The sequence below is a fragment of the Thermosynechococcus sp. Uc genome, from assembly GCF_029335995.1.
In the GTDB taxonomy this organism is placed as follows: domain Bacteria; phylum Cyanobacteriota; class Cyanobacteriia; order Thermosynechococcales; family Thermosynechococcaceae; genus Thermosynechococcus.
The window spans coordinates 1-17,213 of sequence record NZ_JARJMS020000064.1; the positions used below are offsets into that span (position 1 = coordinate 1).

The 17,213-nt window shown below is 52.1% G+C and carries 21 protein-coding genes and 1 tRNA gene; 9 read left to right on the top strand and 13 right to left on the bottom strand.

Annotated elements, in window-relative coordinates:
* From P3X23_RS07140 to P3X23_RS07150, 3 genes are all read right to left on the bottom strand, one after another.
* Window positions 1-354, bottom strand: a 354-nt coding sequence (locus P3X23_RS07140; RefSeq protein ID WP_300874722.1) for a translation initiation factor IF-2 N-terminal domain-containing protein, incomplete at its 3' end; no start/stop codon positions are given.
* 194 nt (window positions 355-548) lie between these two features.
* Window positions 549-1,100, bottom strand: coding sequence for a ribosome maturation factor RimM (gene rimM / locus P3X23_RS07145; RefSeq protein ID WP_300874724.1), 552 nt, complete (start codon window positions 1,098-1,100; stop codon window positions 549-551).
* Complete coding sequence (locus P3X23_RS07150; RefSeq protein WP_300874726.1) at window positions 1,081-1,695, bottom strand: precorrin-8X methylmutase; 615 nt, start codon at window positions 1,693-1,695, stop codon at window positions 1,081-1,083. The genes rimM and P3X23_RS07150 overlap by 20 nt, the downstream gene beginning before the upstream one ends.
* 176 nt (window positions 1,696-1,871) lie before the next feature.
* On the opposite strand from P3X23_RS07150, the gene P3X23_RS07155 reads away from it, so the two are divergent.
* From P3X23_RS07155 to mtnA, 3 genes are all read left to right on the top strand, one after another.
* Complete coding sequence (locus P3X23_RS07155) at window positions 1,872-2,363, top strand: CGLD27 family protein (RefSeq protein ID WP_300874728.1); 492 nt, start codon at window positions 1,872-1,874, stop codon at window positions 2,361-2,363.
* A 31-nt stretch (window positions 2,364-2,394) separates the two neighbouring features.
* Window positions 2,395-3,354, top strand: a complete 960-nt coding sequence (locus tag P3X23_RS07160; protein WP_367186548.1) for an asparaginase — start codon at window positions 2,395-2,397, stop codon at window positions 3,352-3,354.
* Window positions 3,355-3,442: 88 nt separating this feature from the next.
* A complete protein-coding gene (mtnA, locus tag P3X23_RS07165) occupies window positions 3,443-4,510 on the top strand; it encodes an S-methyl-5-thioribose-1-phosphate isomerase (protein ID WP_300874732.1) in 1,068 nt (355 codons plus the stop codon).
* 91 nt (window positions 4,511-4,601) lie between these two features.
* Here the strand turns inward: mtnA and P3X23_RS07170 are convergent, their stop codons facing one another.
* Window positions 4,602-4,754 (bottom strand): hypothetical protein, encoded by a 153-nt coding sequence (locus P3X23_RS07170; RefSeq protein WP_300874734.1) that lies wholly within the window; start codon window positions 4,752-4,754, stop codon window positions 4,602-4,604.
* Between the two features lie 116 nt (window positions 4,755-4,870).
* On the opposite strand from P3X23_RS07170, the gene P3X23_RS07175 reads away from it, so the two are divergent.
* From P3X23_RS07175 to ilvD, 3 genes are read left to right on the top strand one after another with little or no spacing between them, the layout of a single operon-like run.
* Window positions 4,871-5,176, top strand: coding sequence for a hypothetical protein (locus P3X23_RS07175; RefSeq protein ID WP_300874736.1), 306 nt, complete (start codon window positions 4,871-4,873; stop codon window positions 5,174-5,176).
* Window positions 5,166-6,143 (top strand): stage II sporulation protein M, encoded by a 978-nt coding sequence (locus tag P3X23_RS07180; protein ID WP_300874738.1) that lies wholly within the window; start codon window positions 5,166-5,168, stop codon window positions 6,141-6,143. The genes P3X23_RS07175 and P3X23_RS07180 overlap by 11 nt, the downstream gene beginning before the upstream one ends.
* A 41-nt stretch (window positions 6,144-6,184) precedes the next feature.
* Window positions 6,185-7,867 carry a dihydroxy-acid dehydratase gene (ilvD, locus tag P3X23_RS07185; protein ID WP_300874740.1) on the top strand — a complete coding sequence of 561 codons (1,683 nt, stop codon included), beginning with the start codon at window positions 6,185-6,187 and terminating at the stop codon, window positions 7,865-7,867.
* On the opposite strand, the gene P3X23_RS07190 is transcribed toward ilvD, so the two are convergent.
* The 8 genes from P3X23_RS07190 to P3X23_RS07225 all read right to left on the bottom strand — a co-directional run bounded on the left by P3X23_RS07190 (window position 7,848) and on the right by P3X23_RS07225 (window position 14,295).
* Entirely contained in the window at window positions 7,848-8,621 is a 774-nt protein-coding gene (locus tag P3X23_RS07190; RefSeq protein WP_300874742.1) for a cobalt-precorrin-6A reductase, read from the bottom strand. The two genes, ilvD and P3X23_RS07190, sit on opposite strands and share 20 nt — an antisense overlap.
* Window positions 8,622-8,798 (bottom strand): hypothetical protein, encoded by a 177-nt coding sequence (locus P3X23_RS07195; RefSeq protein ID WP_300874744.1) that lies wholly within the window; start codon window positions 8,796-8,798, stop codon window positions 8,622-8,624. It abuts the gene before it with no gap.
* A 21-nt stretch (window positions 8,799-8,819) separates the two neighbouring features.
* A complete protein-coding gene (locus P3X23_RS07200; protein WP_300874746.1) occupies window positions 8,820-9,782 on the bottom strand; it encodes an aldo/keto reductase in 963 nt (320 codons plus the stop codon).
* A 226-nt stretch (window positions 9,783-10,008) separates the two neighbouring features.
* Entirely contained in the window at window positions 10,009-10,566 is a 558-nt protein-coding gene (gene rsmD, locus P3X23_RS07205) for a 16S rRNA (guanine(966)-N(2))-methyltransferase RsmD (RefSeq protein ID WP_300874750.1), read from the bottom strand.
* 202 nt (window positions 10,567-10,768) lie between these two features.
* Window positions 10,769-11,305, bottom strand: coding sequence for a non-heme ferritin (gene ftnA / locus P3X23_RS07210; RefSeq protein WP_367186550.1), 537 nt, complete (start codon window positions 11,303-11,305; stop codon window positions 10,769-10,771).
* Window positions 11,271-11,519 (bottom strand): FeoC-like transcriptional regulator, encoded by a 249-nt coding sequence (locus tag P3X23_RS07215; RefSeq protein ID WP_300874754.1) that lies wholly within the window; start codon window positions 11,517-11,519, stop codon window positions 11,271-11,273. The genes ftnA and P3X23_RS07215 overlap by 35 nt, the downstream gene beginning before the upstream one ends.
* Before the next feature lie 2 nt (window positions 11,520-11,521).
* Window positions 11,522-13,816: a Fe(2+) transporter permease subunit FeoB gene (feoB, locus tag P3X23_RS07220; RefSeq protein WP_300874788.1), complete on the bottom strand. Its 2,295-nt coding sequence runs from the start codon at window positions 13,814-13,816 to the stop codon at window positions 11,522-11,524.
* A gap of 14 nt (window positions 13,817-13,830) precedes the next feature.
* The gene (locus tag P3X23_RS07225; protein ID WP_300874789.1) at window positions 13,831-14,295 is read right to left on the bottom strand and encodes a ferrous iron transport protein A; all 465 of its coding nucleotides are present in this window, start codon (window positions 14,293-14,295) and stop codon (window positions 13,831-13,833) included.
* A gap of 549 nt (window positions 14,296-14,844) precedes the next feature.
* Here P3X23_RS07225 and P3X23_RS07230 point away from each other — a divergent pair.
* The 3 genes from P3X23_RS07230 to P3X23_RS07240 all read left to right on the top strand — a co-directional run bounded on the left by P3X23_RS07230 (window position 14,845) and on the right by P3X23_RS07240 (window position 15,837).
* Window positions 14,845-14,918, top strand: a tRNA-Pro gene (locus P3X23_RS07230).
* Between the two features lie 57 nt (window positions 14,919-14,975).
* On the top strand, window positions 14,976-15,617 hold the full coding sequence (locus P3X23_RS07235) for a DUF3318 domain-containing protein (RefSeq protein WP_300874790.1): 642 nt from the start codon (window positions 14,976-14,978) through the stop codon (window positions 15,615-15,617).
* Window positions 15,618-15,630: 13 nt separating this feature from the next.
* Entirely contained in the window at window positions 15,631-15,837 is a 207-nt protein-coding gene (locus tag P3X23_RS07240) for a hypothetical protein (RefSeq protein ID WP_300874791.1), read from the top strand.
* An 82-nt stretch (window positions 15,838-15,919) separates the two neighbouring features.
* Here the strand turns inward: P3X23_RS07240 and P3X23_RS07245 are convergent, their stop codons facing one another.
* Window positions 15,920-16,951 carry a chlorophyll a/b binding light-harvesting protein gene (locus P3X23_RS07245; RefSeq protein ID WP_300874812.1) on the bottom strand — a complete coding sequence of 344 codons (1,032 nt, stop codon included), beginning with the start codon at window positions 16,949-16,951 and terminating at the stop codon, window positions 15,920-15,922.
* Between the last annotated feature and the right edge of the window lie 262 nt (window positions 16,952-17,213).

A 17,213-nucleotide genomic window follows, 5' to 3' on the forward strand; every position in this document is an offset into this window, starting at 1 on the left:
CTGTCTCGTGGGCTGGGATATGTGTATATGAGACTGGGGCTGTTGTAATTGAGGTTTGGGCGCTTCTGGCGTCTCAGAGCGGGGTTGGGTGTGCACAGCAAATATTTGCTGGGTTTTTGGCGGGGCTGGGGATTTTTTCAGTGGGGGAGGTGTTTTTGAGGCTTTACGGGGAGAGGGACTGTGGGGTTGGTAGGTTTTGGCAGCTTCGCGAATGCGATCAGCATCGGCCTCGGAAATGGTACTGCTATGGCTTTTGTAGGCAATCCCCAACTGCTCACAGATTGCCAATAAATCTCGATTGTCTAGGTTGAGTTCTTTTGATAGGTCATAAATGCGAACTTTACCAATGCTCATGCTCTCTCTCAAAGGCTCTGAAATCTCTACGAAAGGACAAACGGTAGGGCGATCGCGCGGGTAAAGACTACCGTCCAGGGGGAATTAACGGGTTTTAAGGGATGGGTTGGGGCAACTCACTCAACAACAATTTCCAGAGTCGGGGCTAAAAAAGTAGAAGTATCCCTATTATTAACGATTTTGGTAGGGATTGATCAGGGCAACAACCCCAACGGTGGATCGATTTCAATGCGTCGTGCTGTGAGATCAATTACCGGGACAATGGCCGGCACAAAGGGAATATAAACCAATGGGGGCGCTTCTTGGGCAGGGTCGAGTAACCGCACTTCCAGTAAGTCATTGCCTGCATTGACCAAGCCCACCACCTCGCCAACCGGCTTACCTTGGTGATACACCGCCAGTCCTATTAAATCCATAAGGTGGTATTCATTGACTGCAAGGGAGGGGCGATCGCTCGCAGGCACCAAAATTTCTGCACCTTTAAGCGCCTCCGCTGCGGTGCGATCGCTGACCTCAGCAAAGGCAACTACAAACTGTTCAGCACGGGGCAAAAATCGCCCGCGCACAAGGGTGACAGCATAGGGTTGTGGCTGCCGGGGCGATCGCAACCAACGGGAACCCGCCACCGTAAAGCGCTCGGGAAAGTCACTAAAGGGCTTGACCTTGACTTCCCCCCGCAGGCCATGGGCGCCGATAATTTGGCCAACACAGAGCCACTCACTCGGCTCAGGGCAGGGGGTCACCATAGGCTGTCCAAGCCAACTTCAGTAAACCGTTCATAATTGCTGTGGCAACGCTGACGCCCCCCTTACAACCCTTAATGGAGATGTGGGGCACCCAGGACTTTTGCAAGCGTTCCAAAATGGGGGAGAGAAAATTGGGGGCGGCGTCAATAATTAACGCGGGGCGAATTTCTTGAGCTTCCACTAAAGTCAGTAACGGTTCTAGGGCTGAATGATCGCTACTGAGGACAAAAATAGCCGTGGGATGGCGCCGCGCCAAGGTTTCAATGCCAAAGGCAATGCGGGACTTTTCTTGCTGCGGACGGGTAAAGGTTTCTGCCCCACAGTAAATGGGATTACCAAATGTGTTTTGGGTGCAGGAGAGGACGCCCACCTGTACCATCGTAACATCCACCACAATCGGGGTATGAGCGGCCAGAGCCGCCACACCGGATTGCAGAGCCTGCTCTGAATAAATAATTAAATTTAGGTATTCTAAATCCCCTGTTGCATAAATTACACGGCGCGTAATGTCGTATTGTGCTGGACTCAGGTTGTGTCCCGCCAGCAACTGGTCAATTGCCCGCAATTGCGCAACATCAGACTGGTGCCATTCCATCAACAGTGCCGCAAGGAAGTTAAAGAATGATTCATGTAGCAACAACTTGGCAACAATTAATATAGCAGCAAAAGTTTTGCACCACTCAGGGCAGCCCAATTTCCTGCCCCCTGTGGCGATCCATGACTTCAAGGAGACTGGTATGCTGGAAACAACGTCCTTGAACTTGTGCCACTGTGTCTCAGATTCTCTGTCCCGTCCCGGCAGATCAACGACCCATTAACGAATATCGTGACCTCAAAGCCTCTTGGTTTTTTGAGTGGTCAACTTGGCCGCATCCGCGTTTTCGACGGCGTTTGGCACTGCTGTGGGGAGTCGCTTGGTTAGTCAGTGAGCCGGTGGCGATCGCCAGCTTTTCTTTGAAAGAGGCACCTTTTCACACACTTTTAGCCGGTGCCCTAGGAGCAAATTTTTTGTTATTACTCATTCTCCTGCGCCTTGTGTTGGGTTGGGTTTACGTGGGCGATCGCCTGCAACGTCCCACCGTTGTTTATGAAGAAACAGGCTGGTATGACGGTCAAGAATGGCAAAAGCCTGAAGCTGAATTAGCCCAAGATCGCCTAATTTATACCTACGAGTTGCGCCCAGTTTTGCAACGGCTACAGGTGACCCTTTTGGCGCTAGTGATCTTTTCTGTGGGCCTTGCCCTTGTTTGGGCACTCCTGTAGCTGCTGCTGATATTGTTGCTCATTTACCTGCATGACCGAACCTATGTCCAAACGCACCCAAGCCCCTCCCCTCGATGTTTATTTACTGCGGGAAGGGATTGTTGAGTCGCGCCACCATGTCCATGCCGTTGTCTGTGATGCCCGGGGTCGCATCCTTGCCCTTGCAGGAAATGTAGAAACCGCTGCTTTTGTCCGCTCTGCTCTCAAGCCCTTTCAAGCCTTGGCAGTGACCACCACAGGAACGATGGAACGGTTTGATTTGAGCGATCGCGACCTTGCCATTATCTGTAGTTCCCACCAAGGCCGTATTGAGCAAGTCCGCCAAGTCTTTAACATTCTCTGGCGGGCTGATGTCGATCCCACGGCGTTGCAATGTCCCGTTCCTGCCGGCCGCCAAGGGGCACTCCAGCACAACTGTTCGGGGAAACACGCAGGAATGCTAGCAGTTTGTCAACAGCGCAATTGGCCATTGACAAGCTATCTCCACAAAAATCACCCGGTGCAGACTTTAATCCTTTCCAAGGTGGCGGAATTGCTAAGGATGCCCGCCGCAGAATTCATCTGTGCCCACGACGACTGTGGGGCGCCCACGTACTTGATGCAACTGGTGCAGATGGCCACCCTTTACGGCCAACTGGCCTCTGGCAATGACTGGGCAATGGAGCGCGTCGTTCGTGCCATGACCCACCATCCTGATTTTGTTGCCGGACCCGGTGCCTTTGATAGCGAGTTGATGCGCCTTACCGAGGGAGAAATCCTCAGTAAGTCTGGGGCTGAGGGAATTCAGTGCGTAGGTCGTGTGGGCGAGGGCATGGGATTAGCAATTAAGGTCAGCGATGGCGCCAAGCGGGCCAAATATGCCGTTGCCATTCAACTTTTGAAGCAACTGGGCTGGATTACCCCCAGTGTGGCGGAGACCTTGGGGGAGCAGTTTTTGATTCCTAACCAATTTACCCGTCTAGAGGTCAATGGTGAACTGACCTTTGCCTAGAGATTGACTTTGAACGGTTAAAGTAAATTTACCCCCTCAGCGATGATGAGGTATCTCTTTTAAGAACTAATTAGATACGGAGGCTGTTGTGGCTGTTACAGCAAATGTCGGAACCATCTTTCCTGTGGTGTGGGCGGGCGATCGCGTGCAGTTAATTGATCAAACCCGCTTGCCAGAACAGTATGAACTGAAGGACATCACCACTGTAGCGGACATGGCCACTGCCATTCGGACAATGGTTGTACGGGGTGCGCCGGCAATTGGTGTGGCAGCGGCCTTTGGCATGGTTTTGGGGGCAAGAGAGTACAAAGGGAGCGATCGCCAAGGGTTCTTGGCGCACCTTGAGAATGTTGCCTCGGAATTGCGCCAAACTCGCCCAACCGCAGTGAATTTATTTTGGGCGATTGACCGCATGTTAAGGGCAGCCCAGCAACCCACAGCCACTTTGGCGGAATTACAGCGGCACCTTCTTGAAACCGCCCAAACCATTGCCCGTGAAGATGTGCACACCTGTCAAGCCATTGGTGAAAACGGTCTTGGTGTCCTGCCGAAAACTCCCGAGAAGTTGCGCCTGCTCACCCACTGCAATGCCGGTGCCCTAGCGACAGCAGGTTATGGAACAGCGTTAGGGGTAGTTCGTGCGGCTTGGGCAGCGGGTCGCTTGGAGCGGCTCTATGCCGATGAAACTCGTCCTCGCCTTCAGGGAGCTAAATTAACCGCTTGGGAATGTGTGCAGGAGGGCATTCCCGTTACCCTTCTTGCCGATACGATGGCGGCTCACTGTATGCAGCGGGGGATGATTGACGCGGTGGTGGTGGGTGCCGACCGCATTGCCCTAAATGGGGACACCGCTAATAAAATTGGCACCTATAGCGTTGCCCTTGCCGCCAAAGCCCACAACATTCCCTTCTTTGTTGCGGCACCCCTTTCTACCATTGACACCCAAATTGCCACTGGGGCAGAAATTCCCATTGAAGAGCGACATCCCCAAGAAATCTATCAGGTGGGGTTTAGCCGCATTACGCCGGCTGGGGTGGATTTTTACAATCCTGCCTTTGATGTCACCCCTGCCCATTTAATTAGCGGCATCATCACTGAGCTAGGGGTCTTTCCCCCCGCTGACCTCGCACGGGGTATTGGCGCAACAGCAGATTAACGGCCGCAGACCGTACGGGCAATATCACCCGCTATCGTAGCGGGGGGATAGCTAATCCCAACCGTGATACTCGCTTTTAACGTTGTAGGGATTACAGGATGCCGGTGATCGTCTCCCCTCCACTTGGATAATGCCATTCCATATCTACGGTGTACACCCGACCCCTACTGTCGCGAGCCACTTCCATTTCTGCCAAGACAAAAGGGGCGATCGCCAGCCCTAGGCTCAAAGTTGCTGCCCCCACAAGGGCAACAGATGTTCAAAGCATTGTCCCAAAACCTCTTTCTCTAGTAGTGTTGCCATCCTAGCAACTGTGCTAGAAAATCGTTATTCCCAATTCAAAAAGCTTGATAGAAAAAGATGATTTCCTTGCCATCCCGTTTCAGTACAACCGACCTCAATGCCCTTGCTGAACGTATCCGCATGGCGGCTGAGCAAGCCAACGGGAATGTCCATGACCTGTTGGCACTGCTGCGTCTTTTGGAGCAATTGCACCGCGAAATTTGTGACAATCAGTTTCAGGCAGCGTTGCCCACCAATCGCCAAGCGCTCTATAAACTGCTGCGGGATATTGAAACCAATGGCGGCTGGCCCTACATTCCCCGCAAACGCCTAGAGTCCTTTTTGGGGGCGATTCAAGAGGAATCAATAGACCATGAATGTTGAACGCTGGCTAATACGGCAGGAGCCGCAGTGGCTCGAGTTTGAACAACTCCTCAACCGTGCTGAGATGGAGGGGATTCAAAGCCTGTCAGCAGCGGAAATTTGCCGCCTCAGTCGGTTGTACCGCTTAGTCAGTGCGGATCTGGCACGGGCAAAAACGCGCCGCCTAGGCAGTAACCTTGTCAACTATTTGCAGGGGTTGACGTTGCGGGGCTACAGCCAGATCTATCAGGGGCGGCGCTGCCAAGATTGGCGCAGGGTCTGGTGGTTTTTCCGGCTGGACTTCCCAGCGGTTGTTCAGCAAACATGGGGCTATACGGCCTTTGCCTTGGGGGTCTTTCTTGTGGCTGCTGCGATTGCTTGGTGGTATGCGTGGCGCGATCGCCAGTTTTTGGAACTGGTGGTGCCCTCAGATATTCTGTCCCTTGTGGAAGAGGAGGGCAAGCTGTGGATGGGGTCTATTGTGGGCGTCGAACCCTTGGCCTCCAGCGCCATTATGACCAACAACCTGAGTGTAGCCTTTGCAACATTGGCGGGGGGAATCCTAGGGGGACTGGGAACCCTTTATATCCTTTGGAACAATGGCTTGCATCTTGGGGCAATTGCTGCTCTTGTGGCGCAACATAACCTAGAGTATTCCTTCTGGGCCTTTGTCAGTCCCCATGGTGCCTTGGAGTTGCCCGCCATTTTTCTGGCGGGGGCTGCGGGTCTATTGCTAGGGCAAGCGATTCTCTTGCCGGGGCAATATCGTCGCCTTAGCGCCTTGAAGCGCAATGGTGCCTTAGCGGTGCAACTCATATTTGGAATTGTGCCGCTGTTGGTTATTGCGGGTATGATTGAGGGCTTTTGGTCGCCCAATCCATTGATTCCCAACGGTGTGAAGTATCTCTCTGGCTTAGGGTTGTTGACTGCCCTATGGTTTTATTTGGCTAGCCCTCTAGAGCGATCGCCCACAAGTGGGGGAAAATAGAAGGATGTTTTATTTATGTTTAGGCCGATCGCGAGAACACTATGGCAGACAACTGGCGCAGTCGCATCATTACACAAGGCGTTCAACGCACCCCCAACCGAGCCATGCTGCGAGCCGTGGGCTTTGGCGATGAGGATTTTAACAAACCAATTGTTGGCGTAGCCAGTGCCTACAGCACCATTACCCCTTGCAATATGGGGATTGCTACCTTAGCCAGTCGTGCCGAAGCGGGCATTCGCGCAGCAGGAGGGATGCCGCAGTTATTTGGCACGATTACCGTCAGCGATGGTATTTCCATGGGCACCGAGGGGATGAAATACTCCCTCGTTTCGCGGGATGTGATTGCCGATTCGATTGAGACTGCCTGTAATGCCCAAAGTATGGATGGGGTATTAGCGATCGGCGGCTGCGATAAAAATATGCCTGGGGCAATGATTGCCATGGCACGGATGAACATTCCTGCCATTTTTGTCTATGGGGGCACAATTAAGCCCGGTCACTGGCAGGGGCAAGACCTTACCATTGTCAGTGCTTTTGAAGCGGTGGGTCAGTTTAGTGCCGGCAAAATGGATGAGGCAACGCTCCACGCCATTGAACACCATGCCTGTCCAGGGGCGGGTTCCTGCGGTGGTATGTTTACGGCCAATACGATGTCCTCGGCCTTTGAAGCCATGGGCATGAGCTTGATGTACTCCTCAACCATGGCGGCGGAGGACGCCGAAAAGGCAGACAGCACGGAGCTGGCGGGCAAAGTGCTAGTGGAGGCAATCCGCAAAAATATCCGCCCCCGCGATATTATCACCCGTAAATCCATTGAAAATGCGCTCAGCGTGATCATGGCGATCGGTGGCTCTACAAATGCAGTGCTACACTTTTTGGCGATCGCCCACAGTGCCGAGGTTCCTTTGACCATTGATGACTTTGAAACCATTCGCCAACGGGTGCCTGTCCTGTGCGACCTCAAACCCTCAGGGAAATACGTCACCGCCGATCTACATCGGGCAGGCGGCATCCCCCAAGTCATGAAAATGCTCCTCAATGCCGGACTGCTCCACGGCGATTGCCTGACAATTACAGGAGAGACCATTGCCGAGCGGCTGCGCGATGTGCCCGATACCCCCAACCCCAACCAAACAGTGATTCGTCCCTTTGACCAGCCTCTTTACGCCACCGGCCACTTAACCATCCTCAAGGGGAATTTAGCCACTGAAGGAGCAGTTGCCAAAATCTCCGGGGTAAAAAATCCCCAGATCACCGGACCGGCGCGCGTCTTTGACTCCGAGGAAGCCTGTTTAGAAGCAATTCTTGCCGGTAAGATCAACCCTGGCGATGTCATTGTCATTCGCTACGAAGGTCCTGTGGGTGGTCCCGGGATGCGGGAAATGCTGGCTCCCACCTCTGCCATTATCGGTGCCGGTTTAGGGGATAGCGTTGGCCTCATTACCGATGGCCGCTTCTCCGGCGGTACCTATGGTATGGTGGTGGGTCACGTTGCTCCCGAGGCTGCTGTGGGGGGAACAATTGCCCTTGTGGAGGAGGGAGATTCTATTACCATTGATGCCCATCAGCGACTCCTGCAATTGAATGTCAGTGAGGAAGAACTGGCCGCCCGCCGCGCCAAGTGGCAGCCGCCGGCACCGCGCTATACCCGTGGCGTTTTAGCAAAGTATGCCAAACTTGTCTCTTCTAGTAGTCTGGGGGCGGTCACGGATCGTTTTGTCTAGGGGAGGCTAACTCCTGCAAAAAGGCCTCGACACCGGCGCGATCGCTCGTTTGGCGCGGGTAAATCAGAGGGGGGCGTTGCAGGGTAATCAGCTTCACCCCCAACGCTTGAGCAACTCGTTGCTTGATCCGCTCACTCTCGCTGCCCGAGGCCTTGGTCACCACCGCTGTAATCTGCCACTGTTGCCAAAGAGCGCGCTCTAGTTCTTGGGACACCGGTGGAAAAATGGCAATTAACCGCTGGCGATCAAACCCAGCCCCTAAGGCGGCTTCTAGGGCAGTAACTGTGGGCAAGATCCGTGCAAAGAGCGTTGCCTGACGCTGGAGGAGAGCAAAGGCTGCCAACGGTTTTACCCCCACGGTCAACAACACCCGCTCCCCCACCAAGAGATTACCTTGCAGCAGCGTCGCTAAATCTGTATAGATACCCGTTGCCTGGGGCAACTCCGGGCGTTCAAAGCGCAAGTAAGGTAGCCCCAGTTCTTGGCTAAGCTGAATGGCAAGGGCAGAGATCTCCGCTGCAAAGGGGTGGGAAGCATCCACAATCCCTTGAATAGAGTGTTGTTGAATTAACTCGCGGGCACGGTTAGAGGTCAAGCGCTCGACATGGCACGTGAGCAACGGATGAGCTGGATAGAGACCAGAGGCGGCTGCTGTGGTCACACTTACCCAGCAAGGAAACCCTTGAGATACGATTAAATCCGCAATCCAGCGACTCTCATGGGTGCCGCCAATCAGCCAAATTGCCCCCTCCACCTAGCCCAGTAACGCGCGACGAAAGTTTTCGCGATAGGACTTATTCATAAGGAGTGGTAGCCACAGCACGCTAAGAATAAAGCGCGATTGGGTGTAGTACGTGCGGTGAAATCCTTGCCAAAAGCGCAGGGCAATCAAGAGGTAGAGAACAATTGCACCAAGACCAAGGAGTTTCATAAAGACATGGCTAAATCTGAACTACCACTTCCACATTACTGGATTCTTTGGATCAACAGTGGCGATGACCGGCTGGCTAATGTCATCCAGCATGGCCAAAATAGATTCATCCAAGTGAAGGTCAGCCGCTTTGATGTTTTCTAATACCTGCTCTGGATGGCGAGCACCAACGATAGCACAGGTTTGCGGTTGATGCAAGACCCAAGCCAGCGCCAAATTCCCCACCGTTGTCCCCAAACTGGTGGCAATGGGTTTCATGAGTTCAATGGCCTCGAGGGCACGGGTATAGGTTTCCCCTTGAAAGAGCTGGTTTTTGGCGCGGTTATCGTCAGGATCGAACCGATGGTCAGGACCAAAGCGGCCCGTGAGTAACCCCTGAGCCAGGGGGGAGTAGGCCAAAATGGTAATATCGTGCTCAATGCAGAAGGGAATTAATTCTGTTTCTGCCCAACGCCAGAAGAGGGAATAGGGAGGCTGAACACTGTCAATGCGCCCGTACTGCATTGCCTCGGCCAGTTGGGCACGGGAGAAGTTGGAGACACCAATGGCACGGATTTTGCCGGCAACTTTCAACTCCACCATTGCCTGCATGGTTTCCTCAATGGGCACAACCTCTGAGTTAAAGGAACCCGCCGGCCAGTGAATTTGATACAGATCGATGTAGTCGGTGTTAAGGTTACGGAGCGATCGCTCGCAAGCGGCAATGACTTCTTTGTAGCGCAAATGGTTGGCAAACACCTTCGTTGCATAGACACAGCGATCGCGCAGCTCCCCTACGGCTGCGGCTATGATCCGCTCTGAGTGACCATCCCCATAAACCTCCGCCGTATCAATGGTGGTCATCCCCGCTGCCACCGCTGCACGAATCGTGCGAATGGACTCCTCATCTTCAATGCCGACCCACCAACGTTTACCGGCTTGCCAAGTGCCAAGAATGAGCGGCGTAATTTGAATCTCCGTGCGACCGAGGGGGCGAGTTTGCATAGAAAATCCCTGTTGAGGAACCACTAGCGAGACATTGGCAGAATAGGAAGAGCACCTAGCATCTAACTCCGTCCTTGGCGGTTGCTGGCGTCAAGAACCTGATTCACTGTAAACAGGTGCACTCCTTGGCTTGCTGCAGAATGCTATGGACACTGTACCGCGCGTACAGAGCCTCCTGCAACTGCCACACTGCCGATTGAATATTCCCAATTTTGGAAGGATGGAATTAAATTGGGTGGCCACAAAAGAAGAGCACCGTTGTACTGCCATAGATTTTAATTCGCTGCTGCTGCCAGCCGATTGCTAGAATGGCCTCTAAAGCCGGGGGGTTTTTGGTGTGACACTCAACGGCAATTTCCCCCGTTGGCTTCAGACACCTTTGTTGCCAAAGTAACCGCAGAACGGGGAGATATAAATCGCTCTTGTAGGGGGGATCAAAGTAGATCAAGTCAAACTGTGGCACAGGGAGTTGGAGGAGTTTCTGGCGGACATCCCCCCGCAACAGAAGCGTGTGCTGATGGGGTTGAGCCAAGGCTGACCAGTTTTGACGGATGGCTTGACAGGCTTGGGGAGATTGTTCAATCCCTACCACCCATTGAGCACCGCGAACAAGAGCTTCTGCTCCCATTGCACCCGTACCAGCACACAAATCAAGCCAATAACACCCTTCTAGGCGGCCTTGCCAGATATTAAAAATTGCTTGGCGAACCTTTGCACTTGTGGGTCGGGTATTGTGGCCGGGAAGCGTTTTGAGCGATCGCTGGCCAGAAATTCGCAACGGCATACTTTTAATGTATCTGCTTTAGACCCAAATAAAAAGTCCTGGGAGTCTTGCCGTGTTTCGACCCCAGGACTTTTGTTTGCGAATCACTCCTCACTAACTAAACCATACTTTAGGTTTGCAAAGACCTGTAGAGCGTCCTATGACACTTTCTCAAGCGACACCCAACTTTTCGGACGACGGGCATCGACCACATCTTTTAGGGTTAGTGGGCACCACATCTTTTAGGGTGAGGGTGAGTGGGCGACTTGGCTGAGGCAAGCTTGCCAATTTCTTGGTCAATAAAGAAGAGTCCCTGCCCCTCGGTGCCAATCAGTTCAATTTTGTCGAGGATGCTCTTGAATAAAAATTCCTCTTGGTGTTGTTCGGCAACGTACCACTGCAAGAATTCCAATGTTGCATAGTCAGGCTCCGTATCTGCCAAGCGTACTAGCTCATTGATTTTGCGGGTCACGAACTGTTCATGCTCATAGACTTTGGTGAACATCTCCTTCAGAGACTGAAAGGTATGTAGCGGCGCTTCCATACCCCCTAGAATGGCCAAAGCACCGGTTTCGTGCATGTAATTCAACAGGCGTCGCATGTGAGCCATCTCTTCGTCGGCATGCCGACTGAGGAATGTCGCACAACCTTCGAGAGCTTTGTGGGCACACCAAGAACTCATTTGCAAGTAGAGATGTGCTGAGTAGATTTCAAGGTTGATCTGTTCATTGAGTCGCTGGGTCATTGCTTCTGATAGCATTGCTGATTCTCCATTGGTAAAGTTCAAAGGTCTCTGAGCCGCATTGGTTACAACCGCTACAGTTGCTAGGGGCTACTTTTTGCACCCGGCCTTTGCGGATGAGTTGCTCCAAAATGGGCTTAATTGCTGCTGGCGGTGCCCGAAAATGGGTCGCCAATTCCCGCAAAGACACAATTTGACGGTTCTTGATATACTCTTGGAGTTGTAAGAGCACGATCACTGTCTCCCTAGTGTAGAAAACCGCTGGCGATCGCCCCAGTATTTCAAGCCCATGATCACCATCCCCATCACCACCCCTAAACCCAATAACCACAGGAATGAAAACAGCGGATGGGCTGCAAAGGTCATGAGTTGGTAGTAGGCCGTGGCCACCCAATAAGCCAAGCCTGTAGTCCAAGCCGTAACAAAAACTGTCCAGCCCAAATTCGTTTCCCGATAGACAGCAGCAGTGGCCGACACACAGGGAAAGTAGAGCAACACGAACAATAGAAAAGCAATGGCCGCCGTGGGTGTACCAAAGCGCTTGGCCATTTGACCAAAGGTAGTGTAGTGCACCTCCTGCACTTCAGCGGCTGCCTCGGGGTTATCAACGTTCTGCAGCACCTTCAATCCCAAGGGATCTAGCATTTGCTGCCCAATCTCACTGAGATTTTGGGGAATGCTTAACACTGCCTCCTTCAATCCTTCCCAGACTGAAAAAGGTGCTTCCGGTTCATCCTCCCCTTCAACCCCTTGGCTCTCTTGGCGGGCTAAATCGGTATAGAGGGCATCCATTGTTCCAACCATCACTTCCTTGGCAAAGATGCCTGTAAAGAGTCCTACCGTTGCTGGCCAGTTGTTGGCCTGAATTCCCATGGGCGCAAAGATAGGGGTAATCTGGCGACTAAAAGCACTCAAAATTGACTGGCTACTATCTTTTTGGCCAAAGCGGCCATCGGTGCCCACGGAGTTGAGCAGCCCAAGGATGACAACAAGAATAACAATCATCTTGCCTGCCCGCACAATAAAGGTCTTCAGCCGCTCCCAAGCCTGCAGGAGTACTCCCTGAAATGTGGGCAGATGGTATGGGGGCAATTCCATGACAAAAGGCGCAATCTCCCCCTGAAAAAGAGTGTGCTTCATTAAGAAACCCGTAAAGATGGCAGCCGCAATTCCCAATATGTAGAGTAAAAAAACTAGGTTTTGACCATTGCGCGGGAAGAAAGCCGCCACAAACAAGGCATAGACCGGTAGACGAGCGCCGCAGGACATAAAGGGATTCATAAGGATCGTCATCAGGCGATCGCGCCGATTTTCGAGCGTACGGGTAGCCATGATGCCGGGGATATTACAGCCAAAGGAAACCAGCATCGGCAAAAAAGATTTACCCGGCAAACCCATCCAGCGCATGAGTCGATCCATGACAAAGGCCGCTCGGGCGAGATAACCAGAGTCTTCAAGTAGGGTAAGAAAAATAAAAAGTAAACCAATTTGGGGAATAAATGTTGCCGTTGTTTGGATACCGCCCCCTACCCCTTCGGCCAAAAGACCAATCAGCCAACCGGGGGCATTTAGAGTTTCAAGGATCTGCGTTGGCCAGCCTACAACCAACGTGCCCACGCCAATATCAAAGAAGTCAATAAAGGCACCCCCCACGTTAATTGAGATAAGGAACACTAAGTACATGACGGCAAAGAAAATCGGAATGCCGAGCCAACGGTTGAGAACAAGGCGGTCAATGCGATCCGAGACGGTGGTTGTCAGGCGATCGCGTTGCTCAAGAATGTCGGCCATCAGGCTCTGAATCCAGCAATAGCGACTATCGGCAATGATGAGATCAATATCTTCCCCTAAGGTCTGGTGAATCCGCTGTCGCCATCGGCGCAAGGGGGGAACCACCTCTTGAGAAACGGATTCGGCATATTGCAGCCAAACCAAGGCTTGCATCCGATTTTGAGCACCTTGGGTCAGCAGATCAGCTATGGCCTCCTCAAGGACGGGAGGTTGGGGAATGCTCACTGGGGATAGGGGGGGAGCTTTCAAGGCAGTGCGAATTTCCTGCCGCAGTTGCTGAAAATACTGTTTTTGTTTGGCACAAAAGGGCACCACAGGAAGGCTTAAACGTTGGCTCAGCGTCTCTGTATGAATGTTGATTCTTGCGGCACGGGCTACATCCATCATGTTGAGGATAAGGAGGAGCGGTACCCCCAGATCGAGCAGCTGTGAAGTCAGGTAAAAGTTGCGCTCCAAGTTCGCCGCATCTAGGATATTGACGACCAAATCGTACTCGCGCGCCAATAGAAACTTGCGGGCAATCTGCTCATCTAGGCCGCTTTCCTCAGCATCGAGGGCATACACCCCCGGCAAATCCACCACCGTTACGGTGAGGTCGCGATCCCAATAGGAACCCTCCTTGCGCTCAACAGTTACTCCTGGCCAATTCCCCACCCGCTGGTTGGCTCCTGTGAGGCCATTAAAAATGGTTGTCTTACCGCAATTTGGGTTGCCAATCAGAACAATTGTTGCTGCCATAGAACATTCCTTACCTAGAGGGGAGACACCTTAAGGGCCTCGGCTTCATCCTTGCGCAAGGTCAAATGAAAGCCGCGCACTTTAATGTCTGTGGGATCGCCCAAGGGAGCATGGCGAATCACCTCCACTTCGGTGCCGGGGGTTAAGCCCATTGCTAATAGTTTGCGTTTGTAGCTAGGGTGAGTGGGAGCATAACCAATAATGCGCAGACGAGTACCAACCGGAGCAGTGCGCAGGTTCACCACTGGAAGCTCTGGCGCCTTGAGCAAAATGTGTTGGGCTAGCTCGTGGTTAAGACAAAATCGCTGGGAATCAAGACCTACCATTACTGAGCCGCTATCACTCCGGTGCAAAATGCTAATGACTGCCCCCGGTGCCAAACCCATCCCTAGAAGTTGTTGAGTATTGCTGCATATTAATTTCGCAATGGTGTAGCGATCGCCCACCTTGGCTTCCGCAAGGGAAATCAGTTTAGACATGCCTTTTCTCCAGCGCTGCCTTTGATGATGGGGGTCGGCAATGTAGGTAAAAGGCGACCATGAGGGTGATGACATATTGCATTTAACAACTTTTTGAAAGTAGCTTATTGCGGATAATTCTCAATTTATAGCACAGTCTTGCCCTAAGGACAAAACTTTATCAAGTCTTAACCTTGAAGAGAAAGTCCCCATCCCTGCGCAAGCGGGTGTATTTGCAACTTGTCATGAGTTTCATCTTAGATGAGATACTTAGACTTGTAATAAGGCTTTTGGTGAGATGTGCAATCTCACACGAGATATACAAAAAGCCAAGCCTGGCCAATGCGGCATAGCTTAGGTGAGCAGATGAACAAAACAGGCCGGGCAAACACTTGATCTCAGGTGATTGCGGGTGCCGCAATAGAGCGGTTTTCTCAAATCATTTCTCAGAAAGGGTTTTAGCTGCCCTAGTTTGAACAATGGACTAAATTTGGCCTAAATTTCTTGATGGCACAATCCCCACAGGTCAATTGAGAAAAGAGCCGGCAAATGTTATCTTAAATAAGTTATCGGGATGTAGCGCAGCTTGGTAGCGCACTTCGTTCGGGACGAAGGGGTCGCAGGTTCAAATCCTGTCATCCCGATTGCTCAGCCTTAAACTGTTAAGATAGGTAAGAAATACCCTAGGATTGTGTTGTGCTATGACCTCGGCTGCATCCTCAGTTGCCCGTTCTGACTTAGCAGAATTGCGCCGTCTTAAATCTCTTTTGCCACCAGAGCTGCAAAGCTGGGTGATGATTGAACCAGCCAGTGGGGTAAATCCTCCCCTCATCACCTGCGAAGAAATTGGCAAGGATGAGGTGGAAATTCAAATTGATTTGGCACGCTGGGATCAGTTGGCCAAGGATCAACGCAACCTCCTCTTTTGGCATGAAGTAGCTCGCATCCAAAATGACACGATTCCTCGTGATGGCTGGGAGATGGCTGCACTGGCCATTGGTCTGGGGGGTGCTGTGGGCGAACTTTGGGTACAGGACGGCCTGTTACTCACGCTTGCCCTTGGACTGTGTGTCTTTTCAGGTTGGCGACTCTACCAGCGCAACAATAGTGAAAAGGTTCTCAAAGAAGCCATTGCTGCTGATGAACGAGCGATCGCCTTGGCGACTCGCTTTGGCTATGAACTTCCCAACGCCTACAAAAGTCTGGGCAGTGCCCTCAAATTCTTAATTGAGCAAGCGCCCAACCGCCGCCAACGCAAGCGCTATGAACTGCGTCTGCAAGCCCTGAAAAAGAGTGCCGCCAAAGCCAAAGCCCGCATGCAGGCCATGCAAAACGAAACCTAAGCAAAATCTGAATATGGCATACCCAAAGCAGAAGCTGCTATTGCCAGCAGTGATCCTCCTGTGGACAGTGGCCAGTTTAGGGTTCATGGCACAGTGGGATTTGCATCCCCTCCTGCGGTACTATGGCTGGATCTTTACGGTTCAAATTGCTTTTTTGATGTTCTTTGCGCCCGCGATCGCGCGACAGCTTAGGGGTACCAAATCTTCCCAAAAGCAATGAAAGCTTTCCTTCAATGCATAAAAAACCCTCGATCTCTTAGATCGAGGGCAGCACCCATGGCTCAAGAGGCGAATTAATGCGATTAATTTTCAACAACTGGATTGAGAAAAGCTTCTAGTTGCTTGAAATTGAATCCCATGGCTCGGAGCGCGTGCCAGAGATGTCCCTGGAGGAAGAAAAAGGCAAGGAAGAAGTGGGCATTGGCTAACCAAGCACGGGGAGTATGCTGCCCCAGAGGCAAGTCAACTGTATCTGCAAAGTAGGGAGCAATTCCCAATTTGACTTCTAGAGGTGGACCATAAAACTCTACGGGGTAGGCGAGCGTATTCACTGCACAGAAGTAGGCCGCCACAAACCCCGCTAGGGCAATGCCGCCTAAAGAATAGGAGAGAATGGCTTCAGCATTAAACATCAACACTTTCCGTGCCCAACTCAGCGGCGGCACAAGAATATGCCAAATCCCACCTGCAATGAGCAAAATGGCAACGTAGATATGCCCACCCACTAAGTCTTCCAGATTGTCAATGCTGGCAAAGTGGGTTTGGTAGCCATAGATAACAAAGGGATCTAATGTGGGTTCAGTAACAAGGCGTACTGTTTGCAAATTTGCGTCATACAGCCCACCCCAAATCGTTGCCTTCAACACGAACAGCAGGGCACCCAATCCCAAAAAGAGCAGATGGTGCCCCAGAATGATTCCCAGTTGTTTCGGATCGTCCCAGCGGAAATGGAAGCGCCGCGCCCGCCCTGTGGCAGTACTGAGATCGTGGGGGGCACGAAACGTATGGAAGAGGGCACCTGCCCCCAGCACTGCCGAAGAAATGAGATGCACCGCTCCAATGACAAAGTAGGGGTACAGATCCACCACTTTACCCCCTTCACCAATGCCCAAGCCCAATGTGGCCAGATGGGGCAATAAAATTAGCCCCTGTTCCCCCATGGGTAGATCAGGTTTGTACTGAGAAATTTCATAGAGCGTAAAGGCGCCAGCCCAAAATACGGTCAGCGCTGCTTGTGCCACGTGGGCAGCGATAAATAACCCTGAAAGGCCGACAAATCGGGCATTGCCTGCCCACCAATCGTACTTGACGTTGGCTTGGCCGTAGGTTTGCAAGCCTGCACCTGCTGGCGATGGTGGAGTTACAGAAGTCGGGGGTTCACTAGCGATTGCCATAAATATTCCTCCTTGGATAAACGAATAGCATGAACAGGGCAGCTTATTGAGACTAATACTCAATAATGCCTAGGCCTACTATAGCATCACTGTTGAGAATTAATAGCATTTAGCAGCGGTGAAAACGTAAAGATATGTAACTTATCTGGGGGCAGTCTGTATCCCTAAGAACTTGAGGAAGATCGAGACAAAGCAGTAGGGT

Bases quoted from the DNA above. Each gene is read 5' to 3' on its own strand.
- P3X23_RS07180 (WP_300874738.1), top strand. From the start codon at position 5,166: ATGAATGTTGAACGCTGGCTAATACGGCAGGAGCCGCAGTGGCTCGAG.
- P3X23_RS07200 (WP_300874746.1), bottom strand. From the start codon at position 9,782: ATGCAAACTCGCCCCCTCGGTCGCACGGAGATTCAAATTACGCCGCTC.
- P3X23_RS07175 (WP_300874736.1), top strand. From the start codon at position 4,871: ATGATTTCCTTGCCATCCCGTTTCAGTACAACCGACCTCAATGCCCTT.
- P3X23_RS07160 (WP_367186548.1), top strand. From the start codon at position 2,395: ATGACCGAACCTATGTCCAAACGCACCCAAGCCCCTCCCCTCGATGTT.
- ilvD (WP_300874740.1), top strand. From the start codon at position 6,185: ATGGCAGACAACTGGCGCAGTCGCATCATTACACAAGGCGTTCAACGC.
- rsmD (WP_300874750.1), bottom strand. From the start codon at position 10,566: ATGCCGTTGCGAATTTCTGGCCAGCGATCGCTCAAAACGCTTCCCGGC.
- P3X23_RS07150 (WP_300874726.1), bottom strand. From the start codon at position 1,695: ATGGAATGGCACCAGTCTGATGTTGCGCAATTGCGGGCAATTGACCAG.
- ftnA (WP_367186550.1), bottom strand. From the start codon at position 11,305: ATGCTATCAGAAGCAATGACCCAGCGACTCAATGAACAGATCAACCTT.
- P3X23_RS07235 (WP_300874790.1), top strand. From the start codon at position 14,976: ATGACCTCGGCTGCATCCTCAGTTGCCCGTTCTGACTTAGCAGAATTG.
- P3X23_RS07195 (WP_300874744.1), bottom strand. From the start codon at position 8,798: ATGAAACTCCTTGGTCTTGGTGCAATTGTTCTCTACCTCTTGATTGCC.
- P3X23_RS07225 (WP_300874789.1), bottom strand. From the start codon at position 14,295: ATGTCTAAACTGATTTCCCTTGCGGAAGCCAAGGTGGGCGATCGCTAC.
- feoB (WP_300874788.1), bottom strand. From the start codon at position 13,816: ATGGCAGCAACAATTGTTCTGATTGGCAACCCAAATTGCGGTAAGACA.
- P3X23_RS07240 (WP_300874791.1), top strand. From the start codon at position 15,631: ATGGCATACCCAAAGCAGAAGCTGCTATTGCCAGCAGTGATCCTCCTG.
- rimM (WP_300874724.1), bottom strand. From the start codon at position 1,100: ATGGTGACCCCCTGCCCTGAGCCGAGTGAGTGGCTCTGTGTTGGCCAA.